Origin of the sequence: Oceanobacillus limi, from assembly GCF_900111445.1 — a bacterium.
GTDB classification, from domain to species: Bacteria; Bacillota; Bacilli; order Bacillales; family Amphibacillaceae; genus Ornithinibacillus; species Ornithinibacillus limi.
In genome coordinates, this window is record NZ_FOHE01000001.1 from 359,329 (window position 1) to 381,941 (window position 22,613).

Annotated in this window: 27 protein-coding genes; 18 read left to right on the plus strand and 9 right to left on the minus strand. The window is 36.2% G+C overall.

Translation table 11 applies throughout. The annotated features are described in order from the left end of the window. Positions 1–179: 179 nt before the first annotated feature. Entirely contained in the window at positions 180–554 is a 375-nt protein-coding gene (locus tag BMX40_RS19910; protein ID WP_139177897.1) for a hypothetical protein, read from the minus strand. A 147-nt stretch (positions 555–701) separates the two neighbouring features. On the opposite strand from BMX40_RS19910, the gene BMX40_RS02000 reads away from it, so the two are divergent. Genes BMX40_RS02000 through BMX40_RS02010 form a run of 3 tightly spaced genes read left to right on the plus strand, consistent with a single transcriptional unit; the run spans position 702 to position 2,317 of the window. Next, positions 702–1,427: an AzlC family ABC transporter permease gene (locus BMX40_RS02000; RefSeq protein WP_090866303.1), complete on the plus strand. Its 726-nt coding sequence runs from the start codon at positions 702–704 to the stop codon at positions 1,425–1,427. Continuing rightward, complete coding sequence (locus BMX40_RS02005; RefSeq protein WP_090866305.1) at positions 1,427–1,726, plus strand: AzlD domain-containing protein; 300 nt, start codon at positions 1,427–1,429, stop codon at positions 1,724–1,726. Before BMX40_RS02000 ends, BMX40_RS02005 begins: the two co-directional genes overlap by 1 nt. 51 nt (positions 1,727–1,777) lie before the next feature. Further along, positions 1,778–2,317 (plus strand): GNAT family N-acetyltransferase, encoded by a 540-nt coding sequence (locus tag BMX40_RS02010; RefSeq protein WP_090866307.1) that lies wholly within the window; start codon positions 1,778–1,780, stop codon positions 2,315–2,317. Positions 2,318–2,373: 56 nt separating this feature from the next. On the opposite strand, the gene BMX40_RS02015 is transcribed toward BMX40_RS02010, so the two are convergent. Continuing rightward, entirely contained in the window at positions 2,374–3,090 is a 717-nt protein-coding gene (locus BMX40_RS02015) for an anti-sigma factor (RefSeq protein ID WP_090866309.1), read from the minus strand. Between the two features lie 5 nt (positions 3,091–3,095). Beyond that, positions 3,096–3,665 (minus strand): RNA polymerase sigma factor, encoded by a 570-nt coding sequence (locus BMX40_RS02020; protein WP_170840638.1) that lies wholly within the window; start codon positions 3,663–3,665, stop codon positions 3,096–3,098. A 154-nt stretch (positions 3,666–3,819) separates the two neighbouring features. Here BMX40_RS02020 and BMX40_RS02025 point away from each other — a divergent pair, with 154 nt between their 5' ends. Genes BMX40_RS02025 through BMX40_RS02035 form a run of 3 tightly spaced genes read left to right on the plus strand, consistent with a single transcriptional unit; the run spans position 3,820 to position 6,952 of the window. Further along, entirely contained in the window at positions 3,820–4,965 is a 1,146-nt protein-coding gene (locus BMX40_RS02025; RefSeq protein ID WP_090866312.1) for a COG1470 family protein, read from the plus strand. 3 nt (positions 4,966–4,968) lie between these two features. Next, entirely contained in the window at positions 4,969–5,943 is a 975-nt protein-coding gene (locus BMX40_RS02030) for an ABC transporter ATP-binding protein (RefSeq protein ID WP_090866314.1), read from the plus strand. Continuing rightward, entirely contained in the window at positions 5,912–6,952 is a 1,041-nt protein-coding gene (locus BMX40_RS02035) for an ABC transporter permease (protein ID WP_090866316.1), read from the plus strand. Before BMX40_RS02030 ends, BMX40_RS02035 begins: the two co-directional genes overlap by 32 nt. 41 nt (positions 6,953–6,993) lie before the next feature. On the opposite strand, the gene BMX40_RS02040 is transcribed toward BMX40_RS02035, so the two are convergent. Continuing rightward, a complete protein-coding gene (locus BMX40_RS02040; protein WP_090866318.1) occupies positions 6,994–7,863 on the minus strand; it encodes a cation diffusion facilitator family transporter in 870 nt (289 codons plus the stop codon). Positions 7,864–8,095: 232 nt separating this feature from the next. Here BMX40_RS02040 and BMX40_RS02045 point away from each other — a divergent pair, with 232 nt between their 5' ends. From BMX40_RS02045 to BMX40_RS20075, 4 genes are all read left to right on the plus strand, one after another. Further along, positions 8,096–8,329 carry a hypothetical protein gene (locus tag BMX40_RS02045; RefSeq protein WP_090866320.1) on the plus strand — a complete coding sequence of 78 codons (234 nt, stop codon included), beginning with the start codon at positions 8,096–8,098 and terminating at the stop codon, positions 8,327–8,329. A gap of 123 nt (positions 8,330–8,452) precedes the next feature. Further along, the gene (locus BMX40_RS02050; protein WP_170840639.1) at positions 8,453–9,913 is read left to right on the plus strand and encodes a methyl-accepting chemotaxis protein; all 1,461 of its coding nucleotides are present in this window, start codon (positions 8,453–8,455) and stop codon (positions 9,911–9,913) included. Positions 9,914–10,026: 113 nt separating this feature from the next. Then, entirely contained in the window at positions 10,027–11,313 is a 1,287-nt protein-coding gene (locus tag BMX40_RS02055) for an MFS transporter (protein ID WP_090866323.1), read from the plus strand. 18 nt (positions 11,314–11,331) lie between these two features. Further along, on the plus strand, positions 11,332–11,484 hold the full coding sequence (locus tag BMX40_RS20075; RefSeq protein ID WP_170840640.1) for a hypothetical protein: 153 nt from the start codon (positions 11,332–11,334) through the stop codon (positions 11,482–11,484). Between the two features lie 70 nt (positions 11,485–11,554). Here BMX40_RS20075 and BMX40_RS02060 read toward each other — a convergent pair whose 3' ends face one another. After that, positions 11,555–12,463 (minus strand): zinc dependent phospholipase C family protein, encoded by a 909-nt coding sequence (locus tag BMX40_RS02060; RefSeq protein WP_090866324.1) that lies wholly within the window; start codon positions 12,461–12,463, stop codon positions 11,555–11,557. 327 nt (positions 12,464–12,790) lie between these two features. Between BMX40_RS02060 and fumC the strand changes: the two genes are divergently transcribed. Together fumC and BMX40_RS02070 are read left to right on the plus strand one after the other, a co-directional pair. Beyond that, complete coding sequence (gene fumC, locus BMX40_RS02065) at positions 12,791–14,176, plus strand: class II fumarate hydratase (protein ID WP_090866326.1); 1,386 nt, start codon at positions 12,791–12,793, stop codon at positions 14,174–14,176. Positions 14,177–14,345: 169 nt separating this feature from the next. Continuing rightward, a complete protein-coding gene (locus tag BMX40_RS02070) occupies positions 14,346–14,552 on the plus strand; it encodes an alpha/beta-type small acid-soluble spore protein (RefSeq protein WP_090866328.1) in 207 nt (68 codons plus the stop codon). A 431-nt stretch (positions 14,553–14,983) separates the two neighbouring features. Here the strand turns inward: BMX40_RS02070 and BMX40_RS02075 are convergent, their stop codons facing one another. Further along, entirely contained in the window at positions 14,984–16,081 is a 1,098-nt protein-coding gene (locus BMX40_RS02075) for an ABC transporter ATP-binding protein (RefSeq protein ID WP_090866330.1), read from the minus strand. Between the two features lie 124 nt (positions 16,082–16,205). Beyond that, a complete protein-coding gene (locus BMX40_RS02080) occupies positions 16,206–17,084 on the minus strand; it encodes a PucR family transcriptional regulator (protein WP_090866332.1) in 879 nt (292 codons plus the stop codon). Between the two features lie 275 nt (positions 17,085–17,359). Here BMX40_RS02080 and BMX40_RS02085 point away from each other — a divergent pair, with 275 nt between their 5' ends. After that, positions 17,360–17,719 (plus strand): YlbF/YmcA family competence regulator, encoded by a 360-nt coding sequence (locus BMX40_RS02085; RefSeq protein WP_090866334.1) that lies wholly within the window; start codon positions 17,360–17,362, stop codon positions 17,717–17,719. Between the two features lie 180 nt (positions 17,720–17,899). Next, entirely contained in the window at positions 17,900–18,673 is a 774-nt protein-coding gene (locus BMX40_RS02090; RefSeq protein ID WP_244513314.1) for an enoyl-CoA hydratase-related protein, read from the plus strand. Positions 18,674–18,943: 270 nt separating this feature from the next. Here BMX40_RS02090 and BMX40_RS02095 read toward each other — a convergent pair whose 3' ends face one another. After that, positions 18,944–19,132 (minus strand): YhzD family protein, encoded by a 189-nt coding sequence (locus tag BMX40_RS02095; RefSeq protein ID WP_090866335.1) that lies wholly within the window; start codon positions 19,130–19,132, stop codon positions 18,944–18,946. 194 nt (positions 19,133–19,326) lie between these two features. Between BMX40_RS02095 and BMX40_RS02100 the strand changes: the two genes are divergently transcribed. The 4 genes from BMX40_RS02100 to BMX40_RS02115 are packed head-to-tail and all read left to right on the plus strand — an operon-like array spanning position 19,327 to position 22,002. Then, a complete protein-coding gene (locus BMX40_RS02100) occupies positions 19,327–19,536 on the plus strand; it encodes a helix-turn-helix transcriptional regulator (protein WP_090866337.1) in 210 nt (69 codons plus the stop codon). After that, positions 19,529–19,843 (plus strand): DUF2178 domain-containing protein, encoded by a 315-nt coding sequence (locus BMX40_RS02105; protein ID WP_170840641.1) that lies wholly within the window; start codon positions 19,529–19,531, stop codon positions 19,841–19,843. Before BMX40_RS02100 ends, BMX40_RS02105 begins: the two co-directional genes overlap by 8 nt. A gap of 13 nt (positions 19,844–19,856) precedes the next feature. Then, on the plus strand, positions 19,857–20,756 hold the full coding sequence (locus BMX40_RS02110; protein ID WP_090866341.1) for an ABC transporter ATP-binding protein: 900 nt from the start codon (positions 19,857–19,859) through the stop codon (positions 20,754–20,756). Next, positions 20,749–22,002 (plus strand): ABC transporter permease, encoded by a 1,254-nt coding sequence (locus tag BMX40_RS02115; RefSeq protein WP_090866343.1) that lies wholly within the window; start codon positions 20,749–20,751, stop codon positions 22,000–22,002. Before BMX40_RS02110 ends, BMX40_RS02115 begins: the two co-directional genes overlap by 8 nt. Before the next feature lie 72 nt (positions 22,003–22,074). Here the strand turns inward: BMX40_RS02115 and BMX40_RS19915 are convergent, their stop codons facing one another. Continuing rightward, positions 22,075–22,398 (minus strand): hypothetical protein, encoded by a 324-nt coding sequence (locus BMX40_RS19915; RefSeq protein ID WP_139177898.1) that lies wholly within the window; start codon positions 22,396–22,398, stop codon positions 22,075–22,077. Positions 22,399–22,613 lie beyond the last annotated feature (215 nt).

Sequence of the window (22,613 nt, forward strand, 5' to 3'; positions counted from 1 at the left end):
GGTTGATAATTCGGGATGAACGTCGATAATTCGGAGCTAATGGTTGATAATTCGGGATGAACGTCGATAACTTGGTGCGAACGTCGATAATTCGGAACGAACGGTTGATAACTCGAAACGAACGTCGATAACCAGGAGCTAATGGTTGATAACTCGAAACGAACGTCGATAACCAGGAGCTAATGGTTGATAAATTGGAACGAACGTCGATAACTTGGTTCTAACGGTTGATAATTCGGGATGAACGTCGATAACTTGGAGCTAATGGTTGATAAGTCGGGACGAACGTCGATAACTTGGAGCGAACGTCGATAACTTGGAGCGAACGTCGATAACTCGGAACGAACGGTTGATAAGTCGGGATGAACGTCGATAACTCGGAACGAACGGTTGATAAGTCGGGATGAACGTCGATAACTTGGTGCGAACGTCGATAACTTGGTGCGAACGTCGATAATTCGGAACGAACGGTTGATAACTCGAAACGAACGTCGATAACTCGAAACAAACGTCGATAACCCAATTCGAACGCTACGACAACGGTATAATTTCATCTAGATACTGATTTTTATAGCTTAAGGGCTTCTTTACATCGAAGAGGCTCTTTTTTAATGCTTGTCATTCATAAGTTGAAATTCTTTTTCATTTTAAAATAATAAGTTATAATAGTAGAAATTTTCGTGTAAGAAGGGGAAGACGAGATGGAGACAGTGGATACGGAGAAACAGAAATCGTCGCAGGCATTACGTATGATTAAAAGTGGGATAGCTGTTGGCTTTCCAATTATGTTAGGCTATTTACCAATTGCCATTACATACGGAGTATTAGCAAAACAGGCTGGAATGACATTGACCGAACTTACATTAATGAGTGTGATGGTATTTGCTGGTGCCAGTCAATTTATGGGGGCTAACATGATCGCTGTAGGTGCTGGGGCATTAGAGATTATCATCGCAACATTTGTCCTTAACTTCCGACATTTTGTCATGAGTCTTTCGTTTATGAATCGTCTTCGGGACATTGGCTTGAACTGGAAAGCACCACTATCACTAGGATTAACCGATGAAACATTTGCGGTTTCATCTCTACATACAAAAGAAGCCAAAATGGAGAAAGGGGCTTTATTTTATACCGCTCTGATTTTGACTGCTTATACTTCCTGGGTATTGGGGTCTGTTTTGGGTGGCGTGCTTGGAGATGTTATACCAGAATCCTTGAGTCAGAGTATGGGAATTGCACTGTATGCTATGTTTATTGGTTTGTTAGTTCCATCTGTGAAAAAAGAAATTCGAGTTGGATTGATCGCAATAATAGCAATGTTAATTAATGCGATCTGTGCCCAATTCATGAGTACAGGATGGGCAATCGTCATAGGCACGGTTCTTGGTGGCTTTTGTGGGATCTTCATTTTGAAGGAGGATGAGTGATGATTTTACTTATTATTATAGGAATGTCACTGGCAACTATGATACCGCGGATTATTCCTGCATTTATAGTAGATAAGTTGCAATTTAAAGGTTGGGTTAATCGTTGGTTAAATGCAATTCCTTATGCTGCTTTAGGTGCACTTATTTTTCCAGGAATTATGACTGTTAAGGAAGGTGAACCACATATCGGTCTTCTTGGTGGTTTAGTTGCGATAGGATTAGCATACATCGGTCTAAATGTAATCATAGTTGTGATAGGGGCAATCGCTACTGTTTTCCTCCTTACTGCCGTGATATAGTAGAGTTGGAATAAGGATATAAGTTTTACTGGAATAGTGGGGGGAAACATTATGTTTACGGTCAGAAGCGCAAATTTTGAAGATGCAGAGTATATTGCTAATGTTCATGTAAGTAGCTGGAAAAGTACATATAAGGAACTTTTGGATGAAAAAGATTTATCCAATATTACATATGAAAATAGAAAAACATTATGGGAAACCATATTAAAGATACAAAAAGAAAATCAATGTACCTTTGTCATGGAAAAAAAAGATGATGGAAAAATTGTTGGTTTTGTTTCTGGAGGACCAGAACGAACGAAGAATTTTCATTATGATGGGGAAATTTATTCAATCTATTTAACAGATGAATACCAAAAGATGGGGTTAGGAACCCAACTTCTACAAACGTTTGTAAAGGAAATGAAGGAAATTGGATACCAATCTATTCTTGTTTGGGTTTTAACTCAAAATCCTTCAAGTAGATTTTACGAGCGTTTTGAAGCACAGCCAGTAGGCACAGAAAAGGTGACAATTGGAAAAGGCACATACCAGGAAACTGCTTATGGTTGGGAAAATATCGAGGATTTATTAAAGAAAATAGAAGGATAGAACGCCTCTGTCTATCCTTCTATAAATGTTTTAAAAGCTTGGCTGGAGCCAAGCTTTTAATCGTTTAAGTTAAGATATAATGTTTCTGGACCAGTAGGAGTTTTACTACCTCCTTGTGGTTCGATACTGACTTTTAGGAGTTTTAGATTAGCAATATCATTTGCTTGATAATAGACATATGCCACACCATCTCGTAGTTGTAATAATTCACCGTACCAATTATCGTCATGGTAGTTAATCCATAACTGATAATCTTGTGCTTGTAATGGCTGCAACCCATCCACATATAGGACCATTTCGTTTGTTTCTTCATTTAACCAAATATCACTTTCAATATTTTCATCTATTGTTGCTGGAACGATATCCAAACGGTTCGTATCCGGATTTTCCATAAAACTACTTTTAGGTACTTCTTCATGTTGTGCGGTATAAAATTGTTGTTCAATTATAGGATTGGTTTCGTTTGAAAAGAATTGATGTAATCCAAAAGAAAGAGTTAATAGAGCCGCAAAACATGTTAATGCAATGACAGGTTTTTTTGGCCGTTTTACTTGTTTTTTGGTTTCTATTTCTTGAATTGATTGAGTAAGCCGATGCTCTAGGGTTTGGGGAACTGCCTCTATTTGTTGATCGGTTAATAATTGTTCCCAATATTGTACAGCTTTATTGCATTTTTCGCAGGAGAATAGATGTTTTCTAATAGAAGCTTGTTGTTCATGTGAGACTTTTCCTAAAGCATAATCAATCATTACTTCTTCATCTATATGCTTCATGAATGTCACTCCCTATCCATTTTTGCCCACTGCAATAAAGATTTTTGTTTACGTAAATTCTTTAGACCATATCGTATGGAAGATTTAATCGAGCCCAATGGCTTATTTAATGTTTTTGCTAACTCAGCGTGTGTTTTCCCTTCAAAATAAACCCCGTAGATTACTTCCTGTTGCTTTTTCGGAAGTTGTTTTAGTGCATCTAATAAAATAGAGCTTTCGATTTGTGTAAGTACATGCATTTCGGTTTCTACTTCATCAACAGTAAATAGCTGCTCTAACTTGTTTTGTAGTACAGGTTTTCGCTTCCGAAGCCGATCAATACATCGACTCTTTGTCTTAACTGCTAGCCAAGCCTTTACACTTCCACGTTGAGCCTTATATTGTAATGGTTTCTTGTAAATATCAAGAAATATATCGTGACAAATATCTTCCGCTTCCGTGCGATCAGCTAGAATCCGTATTGCGATATGGAGAACAAAAGCATTATGTAATTCATAAAAGTGGTTGAAGGCTGATTGTGATCCTTTAGAAATCAATTGTAATAGCATGATATTTTCTTCCTGTTGTCTATCCATTATTATAAATCCCCCTTATGGATTTCTAGCAACAATCTAGATACTATCCCACTTGATTCAAAAAAATTTTACTAAAAAACTTTCAAAAAAACAAATCCAATTTTTTTAGCTGTTCGTACCATGTGTGAAAAAAATAAATTGGGAGGGTTTGTATATGCTGAGAAAAGCTTTCTTTTTAGTTACTGTATTTGTTTTAGGAGGGATGTTGTTTCACACTCAAATAACTCATGCAGATGTAACCGCCTATACCCCCTATACAGGTCTTTCTGTTACCCCTGGTGAGGATATTGAGTACAGTGTGGATATTATTAATGATGGAAATTCTGTTGAGAATGTTTCATTTGAAATGGAGGGGTTACCAGAGGACTGGGACTATTCAATTACAGCCAATGGTACGAGCATTCAACAACTATCGATACGCCCCAATAAGGAAGAGCAGGTTCGTATTAATGTAACAGTACCATTAAAAATTGAAAAAGGAGAATATAACTTTAATCTTGTAACAAAGGGCACAAATCAGGATAAATTACCATTTTTGGTGCGCGTAACGGAAGAGGGTACATTCAAAACAAATTTTACAATGGATCAAACAAATATGCAGGGGCATGCAGATTCTGAATTTAACTACAGTGCGACATTGAAAAATCAGACAGCTGAGAAACAGCATTATGGCCTTAGTGCTCAAGCGCCTGAGGGTTGGAATGTTCAGTTTAAAGCAGATGGCAATACAGTTACCTCTGTCACGTTAGAGCCGAGTGCAGAGAAAAGCGTTGAGGTAGTTGTGACTCCAGCAGAAAATGCAAAAGCAGACACATACAAAATTCCGATAAATGCTTCGTCTGGTACAACCTCAAGTGATATAGAAGTGGAGGCAGTTATCACAGGAACTTATGGTGTTACTGTCACTACTCCAGACGGAAATTTAAATGCAGATGTTACTGCCGGTGGAGAGAGGAATATTGAATTAGTGGTCGAGAATACTGGTACAACTGATTTAACAGACATAGAATTACGTGCTACTACTCCACCAGATTGGGAAGCATCCTTTGACGAAGATACGATTCCAACCTTAAAGGCTGGGAAAAAAGCAACTATAAAAGCAACACTTTCCGCACCAGATAGTGCTATCGCTGGCGATTATGTAACAACATTTACTGCTCAAACAGCGGAAGTATCACATGATGCCACGTTTCGAATGTCTGTAAAAACGTCAACTCTATGGGGATTCGTGGGAGTAGGTACTATTTTAGCTGTAGTAGGCGGGTTATATGGTATTTTTCGAAAGTATGGGAGGAGATAGGTCGTGAGCGAGAAAATTATATCGTTAGACAAATTAACCAAAATTTATGATGATCAGCCTGCTGTCGATCGATTATCACTCTCCATCAACAAAGGAGAGGTATTTGGTCTATTAGGTCCAAATGGTGCAGGAAAATCAACAACTATTTTTATGCTATTAGGACTAATTCAACCAACAAGTGGGAATCTTCAAGTATGTGGTATTGATTCAACAACAAACCCTATAGATGTTAAGAGGCGAGTAGGGTACCTACCAGATGATTTAGGCTTTTATCAAAACATGACCGGATTTGAAAATCTTCTTTATACTGCTTCATTAAATGCAATTTCAAGAGATGAAGCCAAAAGGAGAGCAAAGCAATTACTTGAGCAAGTCGGTTTAGAAGATGCCATGCATAAAAAAACTGGAAAATATTCTCGCGGTATGAAGCAACGACTTGGGTTAGCAGATGTTTTGATCAAAGAACCGGAAATTATTATTTTGGACGAACCAACATTAGGGATCGATCCAAAAGGGGTACAGGAACTTTTGAAGTTAATTAAACAATTAAACAAAGAAAAAGATATTACTGTCCTACTATCCTCGCATCATCTACATCAAGTACAACAAATTTGTGACCGAGTTGGGATATTTGTTGATGGGAAATTACTAGCAAAAGGCAATGTAAATGAACTTGCTCAGCAGTTGTTTGGTGTTCGTTCATCGGTTGTTCAAGTGGAAGTAGGCGAAATTACCGAAAGTTTACTAGCAAGGTTAAATCAATTAGATGGAGTAACTGGGGTGGAGAAAGTGGATGGTTCTTTTATCGAAGTAACGTGCCAAGAAAATATGACTCCAGTTATATCGGAAACGATTACTCAAAACAATGCTAGATTATATAGTATACGCTGTAAAGATCATGGGTTGGATGAAATTTATCATCTCTATTTCGAAGGGCGTGAAATAGATGAAAATACCAAAAAAGCTAAAATTTCGTAAAGGTGAGGAGGAAACGAAGAACGAAAAAGCAGAACAAAAAAATACTTCACCAGTATTTTCTGTTATTGTTCGAAAAGAGTTTACAGATTTTATAAAAAGCTGGCGAATCATTATTTTATTAATAATAATCATACTTACTTGTATGGGTTCACTCTATACAGCTATTACAACCATACAAGATACATTATCTCGATCAGAGGATGTAAAAGAGATAGCCAAAGACACTAATTTATTTTTACAGCTTTTTACGACATCAGATGGAACCTTGCCACCCTTTGTAACCTTTGTTTCTTTTTTAGGTCCATTACTAGGAATTGCATTAGGATTTGATGCTGTAAATGCAGAAAGGAATAAAGGTACGTTAACACGCTTAATGTCACAGCCTGTCCCAAGAGATTATGTAATTAATGCAAAATTTTTAGCTGCGTTGCTTGTAAGTACAACTCTATTTTTTGCATTAGGCTTTATTGTGATGGCACTAGGAATATTGATAATAGGTATTCCACCTACTTTTGAGGAATTTTTGCGAATTCTGTGCTTTTTATGTTTATGTGTTGCATACATTGGTTTTTGGTTAAATCTGGGGATCTTATTTTCAGTCCGATTTAAACAAGCAGCAACTTCAGCTTTATCGAGTATTGCAGTTTGGATTTTCTTTAGTGTCTTTTATAACATGATCATCGATTTTATCAGCAAAGGATATTTAAATCCTGAATCTATAACTAGCACAGACGAAGCTGTTACAAAGCAAGAGACTATTTTGAACTTAATGCGATTGTCACCAAACTACCTATTTTCGGAATCAACTACAACACTCCTTTCCCCATCCGTACGCAGTCTTGGACCACTAACGATGGAACAAACGGTGGGAGCAATTACAGGCCCATTGCCGTTTGGGCAAAGCCTCTTATTAATTTGGCCGCAATTAACGGGCCTAATTGCAGCAACTCTGATTTGCTTTGCAATTGCTTATGTTTTATTTATGCGTCAAGAGATTCGAACAAATTAAGGTAGAATTGAGGGGGGGGAACTAAAATAGCTTTCCCCACCCTATTCTTTATAAGGTTCAATATGAATATGAGCATATGTAATTCCATGTCTCTCTGCTAATAATTCTTCAATTCGTACGGTTATATCATGGCTTTCTGTTACATTTAGAAGTGGGTCAACTAAAATCGTTACCTCAATAAACTGTTGGTTACCATGAATACGTCCTTTAACATCTTCTACTTTTTTTACTTCAGGTGTTTTAGCTATACTCTTTTTAATTTTTCCAATCTCTTTTTCATCAAAACCATCTGTTAATGTGTGGCTAGAATCTTTAAATATATCCCAGGCCGTTTTACAAATGATGACTCCGACAAGAAATCCAGCCAGTGGATCTAACCAAAATAATCCAAACTGTGCTCCTATAATACCTATAAATGCACCAATACTGACTAGTGCATCAGACCTGTTATCCTGTGATGCAGCATAAATCGCACTGCTATTAATTTTTCGGCTTAAGTTCAGGTTGTACCGATAAACAGCAAACATAACAACAGCTGCCCCTAACGCAGTCCAAGCCGTTATCATATTTGGTTGTGCTGTTTGATGCTCAAATATCTTTTGAAACGTATCAATAATTACTTGTATCCCAATTGTCACCATGATGAACGATGCTAATAAGGAAGCAATCGTTTCTGCGCGATAATGTCCGTAATGATGATCTTCATCCGGCGGCTTTCTAGATATTTTTAAGCCGATCAGGATTGCAATTGATGCGATGACATCCGTTGCATTATTTAATCCGTCTGCGCGTAATGCTTCTGAATTACCTGTATAAGCAATGATTAATTTTGTAGCTGCAAGAAATAGGTAAGAAAAAATGCTGATCCAAGCACCCTTTTCACCTTGTTTTAAATTGTCACTGTGATTCATGGATTTTCCTCCAGGCTTGTATGATTATAACAGTCTACCAAAGTAGTATTGACTGAGTCTAGAGAAAAATTCAAGCATGAAGGAATAACAATTAACTTCTTGAAATTATGTTTCCATTGGTAAAACTTTCTGAGGAAGATAAGGTCATACTGTTAAAATTTTTTTAACTTTCCATTGCAATTATTCGCAAAATTTAGGATAATAGAGTAAAGGAGCAAAGGGGCGAGTTCCCATGAGAAAGGAAAAAGTTATTTTCCGTTATCATCCATACGATGGAAAGGTAATAAAAGCAAGAAGAGAAATTCCATATGATGTCAAACTAACGGCAAGGCTTGTATTGGATGAAATATGCTTTAATTGGAATAAAGCACAATTAGAAGCAAAATTGAATAGCTCCATTGAAGAAGGAAACAAAGAAAAATTTGAACAATTGCGTGAAGCGTATTTAGATTATATTTGGGAGTAAAAAAACAGCATCAATAATTAACGTGGCATTTTCCAAACTGCCTTCGTTACAGTTTATACAAGATAGTTAAAGCCTTGCCTTATTAGGTGAGGCTATTTTTAATCAAAAAAGGGGGACAAGATGATGAATTTAGATGCAGCAATAAGGGATAGACAGAATGGTATATTATTCTACATTTTATTATTTTCATTATTCCTAGGATTGGGTGCTGAAGTAATTGTTGGTGCGCCGCTGGAGAATATGCTAGCACTAGGTGTTGGTGGAGGATTTTGTGTACTGTTAATGGGATTGTTTCAGTATAAAAAAATATATGGTAATCTTATCCCATATATCGCTGTAATTGGATTAGCTGGAGTAGCATTCACAATAATTTTGAGCTCTGATTATGTAACAAACATGCTGTTTACGTTTTATGTCTTGGCTGTGGCAGCTGTTTCCTTATCACGCGCTGTGTTAATTACGGGTGGTGGACTAGGGTTAACCTTACTCACATATTTTGTTGTGACAAAAGGATCTATACTAGGTTTTGATGTAAGAGCAACTGCGATAACAATTGTCTTTTTTGTTTTAGTGTTTATTGTATTGTTTATCCAAGTGAAGGTAGCGCGAAACTTTTTAACTGATATGCAATTTGCATTGGCTGAAAGCAATCAAAAATCAGAGGAGCAAATGGAGCATGCACAATTTGTGCAATCCAGTGCCAAGGATGTACGGAAGCAAATGAATGCAATTGAAGCTGATAGTAATTTTAATGCACAAATAATGAAAGAAATGAGAGAGGGATTTTATGAAATAACGAAAGCTAGCCAGACTCAGTCCGAAACAACAACGACCATTTCTACTACTACAGAGGATACGGCTCAATTGGTAGGAAAAATGTTGAGATCATTTGAACGAAGTACGAAGGATGGGGAAGAGTTAGTGAAATTATCATCTGAAGGGCAAATATCGATGGAGCGACTATCGGAAACCATTACTGGGTTTCAGCAGTCTTTTGGGCAATTAACAGCTACGATGGAAAGTCTTGTAGATCGAATTCAAGAAAATAATCGATTTGCCGTGAAAATTCAAGATATCGCAGAGCAAACCAATTTATTAGCGCTTAATGCAAGTATTGAAGCAGCAAGAGCTGGAGAAGCAGGTAAAGGGTTTTCGGTTGTAGCAGCAGAAGTAAGAAAGCTCGCAGAAGTTTCACAGCATACGGCAAAACAAATAAGTGAAAATTTAGCATTGGTAGAGCAAGAAGCGCATGGAGCTCAAACAGAGGTAATCAATAATAACGAACAACTTGAAGTAAGTGCTAATCGTACAAAAGAGGCAAGGAGTAACTTTGGGAAAATCACAGATCAGTTAAACAACTTCATTACATACTTACAATACTTACAAAATCAAGCGACAGAAATTGATCAAGCTTCTGGGACAATTGACCGTTCAGTGGATGGCTTGGCTTCGGTAATCGAAGAGACAACGGCTACAATTGAAGAACTAGAAGCAATGGTGGATGAACAAGTAACACGAATAGGAAGTTTAGCGAAGGCAATTGAAAGCACAAACCAAGTGGCAGCAAGCTTAGAAAGTGTGTAAGTATATCATTTTTGAAATCGCTTACGTATAAGAAAAGACAATATTTACATTGGTTTCATCGTTATTTTACGTTCGTCTGGTAGAATGGCAGGGAGGAAGGGGTGTTGGTGAGAATGAATGAAAAAAAGAAAAAACAGCTTAGTTGGGCTTTATATGATTTTGGTAACTCAGCATTTGCGACAACGATAATGGCAGCAGTTCTACCAGTTTATTACTCAAGTGTGGCTGCTAAGGGGTTAGATGAAGGCTTAGCAACGAGCTATTGGGGCTATTCTAATTCCATCGCAGTACTCATCGTTGCTATTTTAGCACCCATATTAGGAGCGATTAGTGATTATTCTGCAGCGAAGAAGAAGTTTTTACGCTTTTTTGCGTTTATGGGGATCATTGCTAGTATCCTTTTAGCATTTGTTGGTGAAGGTCAATATATCTTTGCATCCGTTATATTTATCGTAGCTTCTATTGGATTTTCTGGTGCTAATATTTTTTATGACGCTTTTTTACCAGAAATAGCCGACGAAAGGGAAATGGATAAAGTTTCATCAAACGGATTTGCATTGGGTTATGTTGGTGGTGGACTATTATTACTCGTAAATGTACTGATGATCTTAAATCCTAGCTGGTTTGGTTTGCCAAACACTACTGTTGCAAGTCAAGTTTCTTTCGTTACAGTTGGAGTGTGGTGGTTCGTATTTTCAATTCCACTTCTTATCCATATTAAAGACGAAAAAAGGACTTCTACGAAGAGGGATAAGTCCTATATTAGAATTGGGTTCTCTAGAGTAGGAGCTACTTTTAAGGAGATAAGGCAATACAAGCAGTTATTAATTTTTTTGTTTGCTTTTTGGATGTACAATGATGGGATATCTACGATCATTCGAATGGCTACTATTTACGGAAGTGAGATTGGAATTGACCAGAATTCACTTATTGTTGCGCTGTTAATTACTCAATTTGTTGGAATTCCTTGCACTTTCTTTTTCGGTTGGTTAGCAACAAAAATTTCAGCAAAAAAAGCACTTATCCTATCCTTGTTCATTTATTTAGGGATCGTAATTTTAGGATACTTCATGTCCTCTGCTTTCCATTTCTATTTACTAGCAGTCTGTGTGGGGCTTGTACAAGGTGGTGCCCAATCGTTGAGTAGGTCCATTTTTGGAAAAATGATTCCAGAAGGTAAGCAAGGCGAATTTTACGGATTTTACGGAATCTCTTCCAAGTTTGCGGCTATTTTTGGACCGTTCTTTTTTGGACTAGTAGGGCAACTTACTGGAAATCCTCGATTAGGAATTTTGTCATTGGTATTCTTCTTTATCGTGGGTATACTTTTACTAACACGTGTTAATGTGGATAAAGGCATTGAAGATGCCAAAAGAATGTCTACTGTTCATCCGAAATAGAGCAAGGGGGGGTTGGCGATGAATATAAATAAGATTCGAAAAACATTATATAAAATCGCTCGAATATTGGGGGATGTTAACGCAGTTAAAAAAGGAAAAGTGGGAAAAAGAGTTGGGAGAAGAGTTGCAGGGAAAGCAACTGGAAAAGCATTACGAAAACTATTTAAATAACTTACTTTTTGAAAGAAGTCGGACAATTACAAAAAACCTGCAAAACAGCTTTGCAGGTTTTTTTACATGCTTAAACAATTGGATCACTATAACGGTTTTCTAGATGTAATTCTAATGGTTTCCCTGTATCGTATGAAATATCACCAATTAAATCATAAAGATGGTTTTCGGTAACGTTGTCATCATTCCAATAACTTAAGATAGAGGAAGTGATTTCAATGGCTTCAATTCGGCCTTGTTCATAAAGATCAATAAAGCTTTTTGTACTTGGCTCTTTTGTTGCTGGATGATACCAAGTATCCTTATTTATATTCAAGTAATCCTCTTGATCTTTTAATGGACGGTGAGAAAATGATGATATCATTGATTTTAACAATAAATTTTTCCACCCGTATGGATCAGCTAAGATTTTTAAAGCCAATTTCATATCCTGATACGCTTTATTGATGTCTGTTTCATCCAATTTAACATTGTTATAATGCCTCTTAATGGTTTTATCCAAAAGATGTACGATGTCATCATGTAAGGATGATCCTACATTAATTTCCTTATATACTGGTACTTTCCATGTTTTTAAGTTTTTATCTTTTTCCATCATGATCGTATCAATTATCACTTCTAGCTTTTGGTGTTTGTTCCCCTCGTATCCTGCACGGTAATGAATATATGGATGTGTGTTTCGATCAAGAATATGGTGCGTGACAAAACCGAATACATAGGCACGTACATGATCATTAAGTGACTTTGCTGCGGTAATTAAATCCAATAAAAACGATCCGCATTGTTCTTGGTGTAGCTTTAGTCCTACCTCCTGGACAGCATCCTCTTTTATCCACGGCCAAAAGTTATGGTAAAAGAATGGGTCAGGCCCTTGTGCTCCTAAATTCATGAACTTTTCGTTAGCTGGGAATGGATTTGGCTTTCCGATGGAGTCTACTACATCTTCGCAAAAAAGCATATGTGTCCATATATTAGGCATTAAAATCCCCCTTATAAAAGCGAGTTTGTATATCACAAAGACATATGCTTTTATGAAAACAAAATTCGTTTATTACATTTCTATATCTAGTATAAAACAAAAAAGAGATGAATTGGTGGGAAAAGTAAAGACAATTTTGTGTCTATATGATTGTATTTGGTTGCGAAAAAATCTTATTCTACAAAAATTATTGTGTGAAGAATAAGTTATTCCTGGACAACAATAGAAAAATTCCCTTCTCTTAAACAGAAAAGGATTAAATATTATTAAAAATTTGGTACAATAGGATAGGGATTAAAATAGTAAAGACACTTGGGAGGAATACATATGGACTATCGTATAGAACGAGATACATTAGGTGAAGTTAAAGTTCCCGCTGAAAAAGCTTGGGGAGCACAGACACAGCGAAGTAAACAGAACTTTCCAATTGGTAACGAGAAAATGCCTAGCGAAATTATAAAAGCGTTTGCAATTTTGAAAAAGAGTGCAGCAAAAGCTAATAGTGATTTAGGTTTATTGGAGCCAAAGAAAGCAGAAGCCATTGCATATGCTGCAACACAAATAATTAATGATCAATTAGAAGACCATTTTCCATTAGTTGTATGGCAAACAGGAAGTGGAACACAATCGAATATGAATGTAAACGAGGTTATTGCATTTGTTGGAAATGAATGGTTAGAGGAACAAGGAAGTGATCTTATATTACATCCAAATGATGATGTGAACAAATCACAAAGTTCGAATGACACCTATCCAACGGCAATGCATATTGCTACAGCATTAAAATTAGAAGATGTTGTACTGCCAGCACTTCGCACGCTGAAAAATACATTTAAAGGAAAAATGGATAAATTCCAAGACATTGTAAAAATTGGACGTACTCACTTACAAGATGCAACTCCACTTACCCTTGGTCAAGAAATTAGTGGTTGGCACCGTATGCTTGAAAAATCGGAGAATATGATTCGTGAAAGCCTTCAATACCTAAAGGAACTAGCAATTGGTGGCACGGCAGTAGGAACAGGCTTAAATGCACATCCTGAGTTTTCTGAACGCGTATGTAAGGCGATTAATGAACATACGGGTAAAGATTTTGTATCTGCACCAAATAAATTTCATGCATTAACTGCTCATGATGAGTCCGTATACGCACATGGTGCATTAAAAGCGTTAGCTGCTGATTTAATGAAGATTGCAAATGACGTTCGTTGGTTAGCTAGTGGCCCACGTTGTGGAATTGGAGAAATCACGATACCTGCTAATGAACCAGGTAGCTCGATCATGCCAGGGAAAGTAAACCCTACGCAAAGTGAAGCAGTAACAATGGTTGCTGCGCAAGTGATGGGGAATGATGCAACGATTGGTTTTGCTGCCAGTCAAGGTAATTTTGAATTAAATGTATTTAAACCAGTAATTGCATACAACTTCCTACAATCTAGTCAATTATTAGCGGATAGTATGCTATCTTTTGATGAGCGTTGTGCTCAGGGAATCGAACCAAACCATGAACAAATCGAAAAATATTTAAATGATTCTTTAATGCTTGTAACTGCATTAAATCCTCATATCGGTTATGAGAATGCAGCTAAAATAGCGAAAAAAGCATTTAATGATAATGCTACTTTAAAAGAAACTGCAGTCGCGTTAGGACTTTTAACAGAAGAAGAGTTCGATAAATATGTGAATCCAAAAGAGATGACATATCCGAAATAAACAGAGAAGACCCCGCTTTGCCTAGCAAAAGCGGGGTTTTCATTCTTATTAATTATCCACTCCTGTACACTTCTTTAAAATTGTAGAAAAACATGAACAAATTACCAACAAATATTTGTGATAAGATTTGCAGATCTGCTCACAATAGTTAGTACAGGAGGTGATAAACATGGCTAACAACAACAGTTCAAATCAATTAGTTGTACCTGGCGCTCAACAAGCTCTTGACCAAATGAAATATGAAATCGCTACTGAATTTGGTGTTAACTTAGGAGCTGACACAACTTCTCGTGCTAACGGTTCAGTTGGTGGAGAAATCACGAAGCGTCTAGTACAAACTGCTCAACAACAACTAAATGGACAACAAACTCAATAACCATGGCCTCTAGGGGATAAACCCTGATGAAAAGGGAAAGTCGTTAAAGACTTTCCCTTTTTCTTATGGTAGGAAACGAACGGTTTGTTTTCTGATAGATGGTGTAAGTTACTAGTAGCCAAATAACTCGTGTAAAGCTAATCTCTACGCATAAGGAAAAAGGACTTCAAATACCTGACATCTTAGCCTATTCAACTTTCGTGTCTAATGAATTAGTGGTAGTATTTACTAATCCTTTGAAAAAAATTCCATGAAACGATAAATCATTCAATGTTTTTAAATTAAAAATATTAATAAATGAATGAAATACGGATAAAATTAAGAAAACTTTCATCCATAACAAAAAACCGAATGAATTCAGATTCACGAAAAATTGAATTCATCCGGTCTTCCTTGAATTAGTACTTTGTTGTTCTAGCTGTCTTTATGAATTAGCGAATACGAAGCTCAGATTCAGCATCAAAGAAGTGGCATTTATTCATATCAAATGCTAAATCAATTTTGTCTCCGCCTTTAATATCCGAACGGGAGTCAACACGTGCAATAAAGTCTTGCTCATTAACTTTCGAATAAAGGAATGATTCTGCACCCATTAATTCAGCAACATCGATTTGTGCTGTGATTTTCGTTTCTGGAGTTGATTCAATAAACACTGGCTCATCATGGATATCCTCCGGACGAATTCCAAGAATTACTTCCTTATTCACATATCCATTTTCACGAAGTGTTTTTAACTTACCTTCAGGAACTTTTATTTTAACATTTTCCATTTCGAAATGCGTTTCGGTTAGCTTACCATTAAAGAAGTTCATAGATGGAGAACCGATAAACCCTCCTACGAAAACATTCTCTGGAAGATCATAAACATCCTTTGGCGCTCCAACTTGTTGAATAATACCATCCTTCATAACAACAAGACGAGTAGCCATTGTCATTGCTTCTGTTTGGTCATGCGTTACATAAATCGTAGTTGTTTGTAGACGCTGGTGGAGCTTTTGGATTTCTGCACGCATTTGTACACGTAGTTTCGCATCCAAGTTTGATAAAGGCTCATCCATCAAGAATACTTTCGCATCTCGTACAATTGCACGTCCAAGAGCAACACGTTGACGTTGTCCACCTGAAAGGGCTTTCGGTTTACGGTCTAAGTATGCTTCTAATCCTAAAATTTTCGCAGCATTTTGCACACGTTTATCAATTTCGTCTTTTTTAAATTTACGTAGCTTTAAGCCAAATGCCATGTTATCGTATACATTCATATGTGGATAAAGTGCATAGTTTTGGAATACCATTGCAATGTCACGGTCTTTAGGTGCAACATCATTCATCTTTTTATCATCAATGAATAATCCGCCATCTGTAATTTCCTCTAGTCCTGCAATCATTCGTAGTGTTGTTGACTTTCCGCAACCAGATGGTCCAACAAATACGATAAATTCTTTATCTTGGATGTGAAGATTAAAGTCGTCCACTGCAATTACATCTTTATCATACTGTTTCTGAATATGTTCTAATCGTAATTCTGCCATTATTAATTCCTCCAATTTTGAAAGCGTTTTACTATAATTAGTATATCCACATCTAGAAGCTTGGTAAATAGCAAAGATGCACAAAGAAGTTTTAACTCTTTGTGCATCTTTACAAGTCTTCCTATTACTTCTGATTTGCTAATAGAGCTAGGTATACTGGCAAGGCTTGATGAAAGTCTCTTACATCAATACCAGTATTCTCATTAAATTTATCTAATCGGTATTGGAGGCTGTTGCGATGCATATATAACTTTTTAGCTGCAACAGATATATTTAAATTGCTTTCTAAAAACACCTCAATCGTCTGTATTAGTTCTTGATCATCGGCGAATCCTTTCAAAACGATACTTGATATATCCTGCTTTGTAGAGGTACTCGTTTGGTCGATGAGAAGATGTGGAATAGCTTCGACATAAGAAATAACATTTCTTTCCGTGTAGGAAAAAGCTATTCTAGCACTATGGATAATGTATTGATAATGTTTTTGAACTGATTGTAAATCGGCTTGGAATGGTCCGACTAGAAATTTAATCTTTACATATAGATCACTCATTAATATATCGATAATCTGTTTATAAGATATTGCTTCATTACTTTCATCTTCAACAATAATTCCTTCTTGTTGATTTTCCCATAAGATCGATATATCTGTAGGGAATAATTCTGTAATTGCTTCTTTAAATGATATGGGGTCAATTTGATTACTAGGAATAGAAAAGTAAACAAACCGAAACCTGTTTAGAGAATCCTCTTGTTTGGCTGAGTGGTGATGAATCCGCTTTTGCCACAACTTTTCTTTCTCGGTAGGAACGGGAAAGTTATGGTTGTAAGGCTCTAAGAATGTATGAAGTAACTGCTTATCTTTTACAGATAATTCACGTTTAAGAATTCCAATTAATTCTTTTTTTTCACTAAGGTACCACTCGTACTCTGGGTCGATTTTATGTTCCATTGTATTGTATGTAATTAATGATGGGAAAATTTTTTTTAATTGGTCAATCATATGTAAGAATCCTCTTTTCCTCTAGACCTTAATTTAATTATAGCAGTGTTCGATTAGGTAAAAAAATATTTTTGTGTTTTTGAGAAATTAACGAATCGCTATACATGAATCCGTTCGTTTGTTACACTTAGTCAAGGTTATAAATGGAGAAAAGCTGCATTGTTTTAGAAAGGTTTTTCTAGTAAATAATCTATATTACATAGTAAACTTTGGCATTTACCATAATGACTTAGCAAATGGCAAGTTTACGATAAAAAATTTAAGGAGGCTATATCATGCCAAATATTTATGATAGTGCATATGACCTAGAGAAAGCAATTCGTGAAAGTGAAGAATTTAAAGGATTAAAATCGGCTTTTGAAGCGGTAATGAATGATCCTTCGGCAAAGCAAATGTTTGAGAATTTCCGTGATACGCAAATGCAGTTACAGGAAAAACAAATGCAAGGACAAGAAATTACAGAGGAAGAAGTAGAGAAAGCTCGTAGTGTTGTTGAATTGGTGCAGCAACATGAGGATATTTCTAAATTAATGGAAGAAGAGCAACGCTTAAACATGATGATTAATGAAATTAGCCAAATCATTACCAAACCACTAGAAGAGCTTTATGGTTCTCAAGAGGAAGCAGCAGAATAAAGCCAAACGCGAGAAAACCCACAATTAATTTGTGGGTTTTTTTATTATTTTGTTAGTAATGTACAATTCAATTACAAAACACATCTTACCAAATTTTAAAGCATTTAATTTTCAACGTGAAAATAAAGGAATTTTACAAAAAATAGCGAATTAAATAGTAAAAGAGAGGGGAATGAACTCATGACAACCGTACAATTTGAAAGTGAAGATGGAATCTCATATATTCGATTAAATCGACCAGAACGCTACAATGCCTTAGACAAAAAAATGCTAGAGGATTTATTAGAGGTCATTGAAAAAGTTGAAAATAACCATGATCGAATCGTAATTTTGTCTGGAAATGGAAATGCATTTTGTGCTGGTGGGGATATCAGTATGATGAAAGAATTCAGTAACCAGGATGTATTTGGGGAGATTATGGATACAATTGGGTTGATTGTACGAAAACTATACGTATTGAATAAAATTGTTATTTCAGCTGTTCAAGGATCTGCTGCTGGTTTGGGACTGAGTCTAGCTCTAACAGCAGATTATGTTATCGGCCAAAATGAATCTAAGTTTGGAATGCTATTTCTTGGTGTTGGATTGGCACCAGATGGTGGAGGGCATTTTTGGTTAGAACAGCGTTTAGGTGCTCAACGTGCGAAACAGTTTATTTGGGGAATGAAGCAAGTGCAAGGTCAAGTAGCAAAAAGTATGGGACTTGTTGATATACTTACAAATAAGAGTGTCGTAGAAGAAGCAACTAGACTTGGTCAAAAATTACTTACGACTCCAACTATTGCTATGTTGAAAACAAAGCAAATGTATCATTCCAAAAATGTAAATACATTAGACTTTTACTTAAAAGAGGAAAAAAATCGCAATGGGACTTACGAAATACAGCAGATCATAAGGAAGGAGTTCATGCGTTTCTCGAAAAAAGAACTCCACAATTTACAGGAGAATAGATGAGAAGGAATTTTTTCTGGTCTTATTAAGAAAACGGAAGATAAAATTAGAGAACAATGGCTAGTATGGGCCAAAAGTTTTTATGAAAACGAAATGCGATACTGCCAGAAGTATCGCATTTTTATTGAATATTAAATTCCACAAAATTATCTCTTTGCCTAGTTGTTGGTTCATTTTGGCTGAAGACGAGTTTTATCAAGCTCCAAAATTAACATGAAAACTTTTGTACGGAAATTAGGCAGTCCCAGTTCGCGAATAAGTGGACTTGTGCAACTAACGATGAAATAATACTAATTTTGCTTCGGGTGATACACAGCGATGTGTATGCTCATTGTATCCACTTTCCGATAACTTTGCTGTTCCTACCTCTTTTGCCTCCTGATCATTAGCCGCGGTGAACGATTCGTCCATTAATTTTCCACCTGATTTATCAAAAACCGTTAATACGTATGTTCGTGTCATACGATGCCCTCCTTGACGTTATTCTTCTATAACACTATTCGATAGAAAAGGGAAAAATCCTTCTTTTTAAAAGTACTGAAATGATGTACTTATTATTATTAAAAAAAATAGTTTTGTAAAGTCAACTTGACACGAGTGAAATTGTCATGTAAGCTTTACGTAAAGTTAACTTTACTATAAAAGTGGGAGATCATATGAAAACGTTCATTCGAGAAAAGCGTAATGAAAAAAATATGACACAGGAAGAATTATCAAAGGTATTAAAGGTTTCTAGACAAACGATTATTTCCCTAGAAAAAGGAAAATACAAACCATCTTTAATTCTTGCACATAAGCTCGCGCAACTTTTTGATTGTTCCATAGAAGACTTATTTATATTTGAGGGGGACGAAAATCTTGAGTGAGGATTTCTTACAAAACCCAAGTGTCATACTCATTTTACTTGGTAATTATGTATTTTTAATTACCCTGTTTTTTATCCAGCGCAGAATCGGAAAGAAAAACCATCGATATGATGAACGGTATTATCAAGTTAACAATCAAGCAAAAGGGAAAACGTGGGATGTTATGTTAGTTGTTATGTTAATAGCTTGGCCAATTGTCATTATGTTTGATGGGATATCGTTTAGCTTTTTCTTGCTAACTATATTATATATACTTCACTGCATGATTTTTGCAATAGCTAGTGCTTATTATAATTCCAATGAATGAAGGGGGAACTACCATGACGTTAATGCTTAGAAATGTAACGAAAAAATTTGGCCCAAATTTAGCGGTAGATCGTTTATCGCTAGAAATTCCTGAAAGCGAAATGTTTGGGTTTTTAGGAGGAAATGGAGCAGGTAAAACTACAACATTTCGGATGATTCTGGGTCTTTTGGATCGTACGGATGGGGAAATTTCTTGGAACGGGGAGAAGATTAATTATGATAAAAGTCATTTAATTGGCTACCTACCAGAAGAAAGAGGTCTTTATCCGAAACTAAAAGTAAGAGATCAGCTAGTCTATTTAGGAAAATTACGAGGAATGGAAAAGCAAGATATTCTAACAGAAATTGAATACTGGTTGGACCGATTTAAAGTTCCAGAATATATGAATAAGCGAGTAGAAGAATTATCCAAAGGGAACCAGCAAAAGATTCAATTTATTTCCGCTGTTATTCATAAGCCGAAATTACTCATATTAGATGAGCCTTTTTCCGGGTTAGATCCGATCAATGTAGAAATGTTAAAGGAAGCAGTCGTAGATTTAAAAAATCAAGGTACCTCCATTGTCTTTTCTTCTCATCGAATGGAACATGTAGAAGAATTATGCGAGCATCTGTGTATTTTGCATAAAGGTAAACAAGTTGTTCAAGGTTCTTTGCGTGATATTAAGCGATCCTTTGGGAAAAAGAATTTAATCGTACATGCAGATATGCCATTAGAATTTTTACAAGATATTACTGGTGTAGTTCGATTTAAAAAGATTTCTGAAGGCTGTGAATTACAAATTGAAAATGAAGATGTATCCCAAAAGGTTTTTTCATCTTTACAGAATAAAGGTTTTGTTCGAAAATTTGATCTCGAAGAACCATCGTTAAATGATATTTTCATTGAGAAAGTAGGTGCGGCATATGAATAAGTTTTGGATTATTTTAGCGCATACGTATATGACAAGATTAAAAACAAAATCGTTTTATATAAGTACGGCAATAATATTGTTATTTATAGTTGGTATGGCTAACTTTCAAACAATTGTTGATACCTTTTCCGGTGAAGACAAAAATCAAATTGCAGTAATCGATGAATCTGGTGAATTGTTTGAAGCATTACAAGCAAATGTCTCAAGCACAAATGATGATATAGAGCTGGTTGCTGTTGAAGAATCAGAAGAGAATGTGAAGGAAGATGTACAAGATGATGTCTATCAAGCTCTTATGGTGCTAGAAATAAATGAAGAACAGTTACCTGAAGCAACATACTATTCCAATAATATTACAGAATCATCTACACTAACGGTCTTGGAACAACAACTACAACAAGTAAAGGTTGCTTTGGCTACAACAGCAGCAGGTATTGATCAGGAAACGATAACCGATATATATAGTCCTGTGACATTTCAAAAAATCGCACTTGATGAAAGTGCAAAAACAGATGAAGAGCTAAGTCAGGCACGTGGGATTGTATATGTTATGTTATTTGTGCTATACATTGCTGTACTAATGTATGGAACAATGATAGCGACAGATGTAGCTACTGAGAAATCTTCACGTGTGATGGAGATCTTAGTTTCGAGTGCTTCTCCAGTTACACATATGTTTGCTAAAATTTCCGGTATTGCCTTACTAGGCCTTACGCAAATCATTTTATTTGTAGTTGTTGGTTATAGTGTCATACAGGCGAAGCAAGAGGAATTAACGGGAGGGATATTTGAATACTTTGGGCTCCAGGATACGTCTCTATCGGTTTATATTTATGGCGTCATTTTCTTCCTTTTAGGGTATCTATTATATGCGACATTGGCTGCAATGCTAGGTTCCTTAGTAAGTAGGGTAGAAGATGTTAATCAGTTAATTACACCAATGACATTATTAGTTGTTGCTGCTTTTCTACTAGCTATGTTTGGTTTAAATATGCCGGAATCTACGATAGTTACCGTAACGTCATTTATTCCGTTTTTTACACCAATGTTAATGTTCTTACGCGTAGGTATGCTAGATATTGCTTTTTGGGAAGTTGCAATTTCCTTAGGGCTTTTAATAGGAACGATTATAATATTGGCATTAATAGGAGCACGCGTGTATAAAGGTGGCGTATTAATGTATGGTCGTTCAAGCTCTTTAAAAGACATGAAAAAAGCAATCGAGCTAACGAAAAAAGAAAAATAATAGGCTGAGACCAATGTGTTAGCCTGCTGATATCCGAACGATAATTTGATCATTTCCTAATTGGAAAATGGATTAAATACGTTCGGATTTTTCTTTTGAGATGTATTCGGATTTTCTGCTGAGTTTGAATGTAATGCGACGCAACTTATATAATTTGCTCATCCACTCATATTCAAAGTAGTGTAAGAATACCGCTACGATAGAATACTCCGCTTTCCGTGGGCACGGCCTCAGCTTCCTTGAAAATAAAAACCAATTTTCTGCGTGCGATGTATTGCTGACGAAGCCTTCCTTGTCCTCAGAAGCAAAAAACGCTTCTTCCGGGATCTTCGGACTCGTGCTGTTCCCACAGTCTACGTATTCTGTCTCCGCTGGTGTTGTGATCTTGATCTTCACAGAAATATAACTCTTTTTTAAACCAGTGTTTCATGACAATTGAGTTGAAGTACAAAAAAACTGCAACCATACTAGCGTAGGAAATACATGGAGACTCCTGCGGGAAAGCGAAGACGTTGAGACCCCACAGGGATAAGGAACAAAGGCTAGGATCGCCACGTCCTGTGGCAACGCCTTCGTGACCAACATCCTGTTGGCCCGCGAGCGAGGAGGCT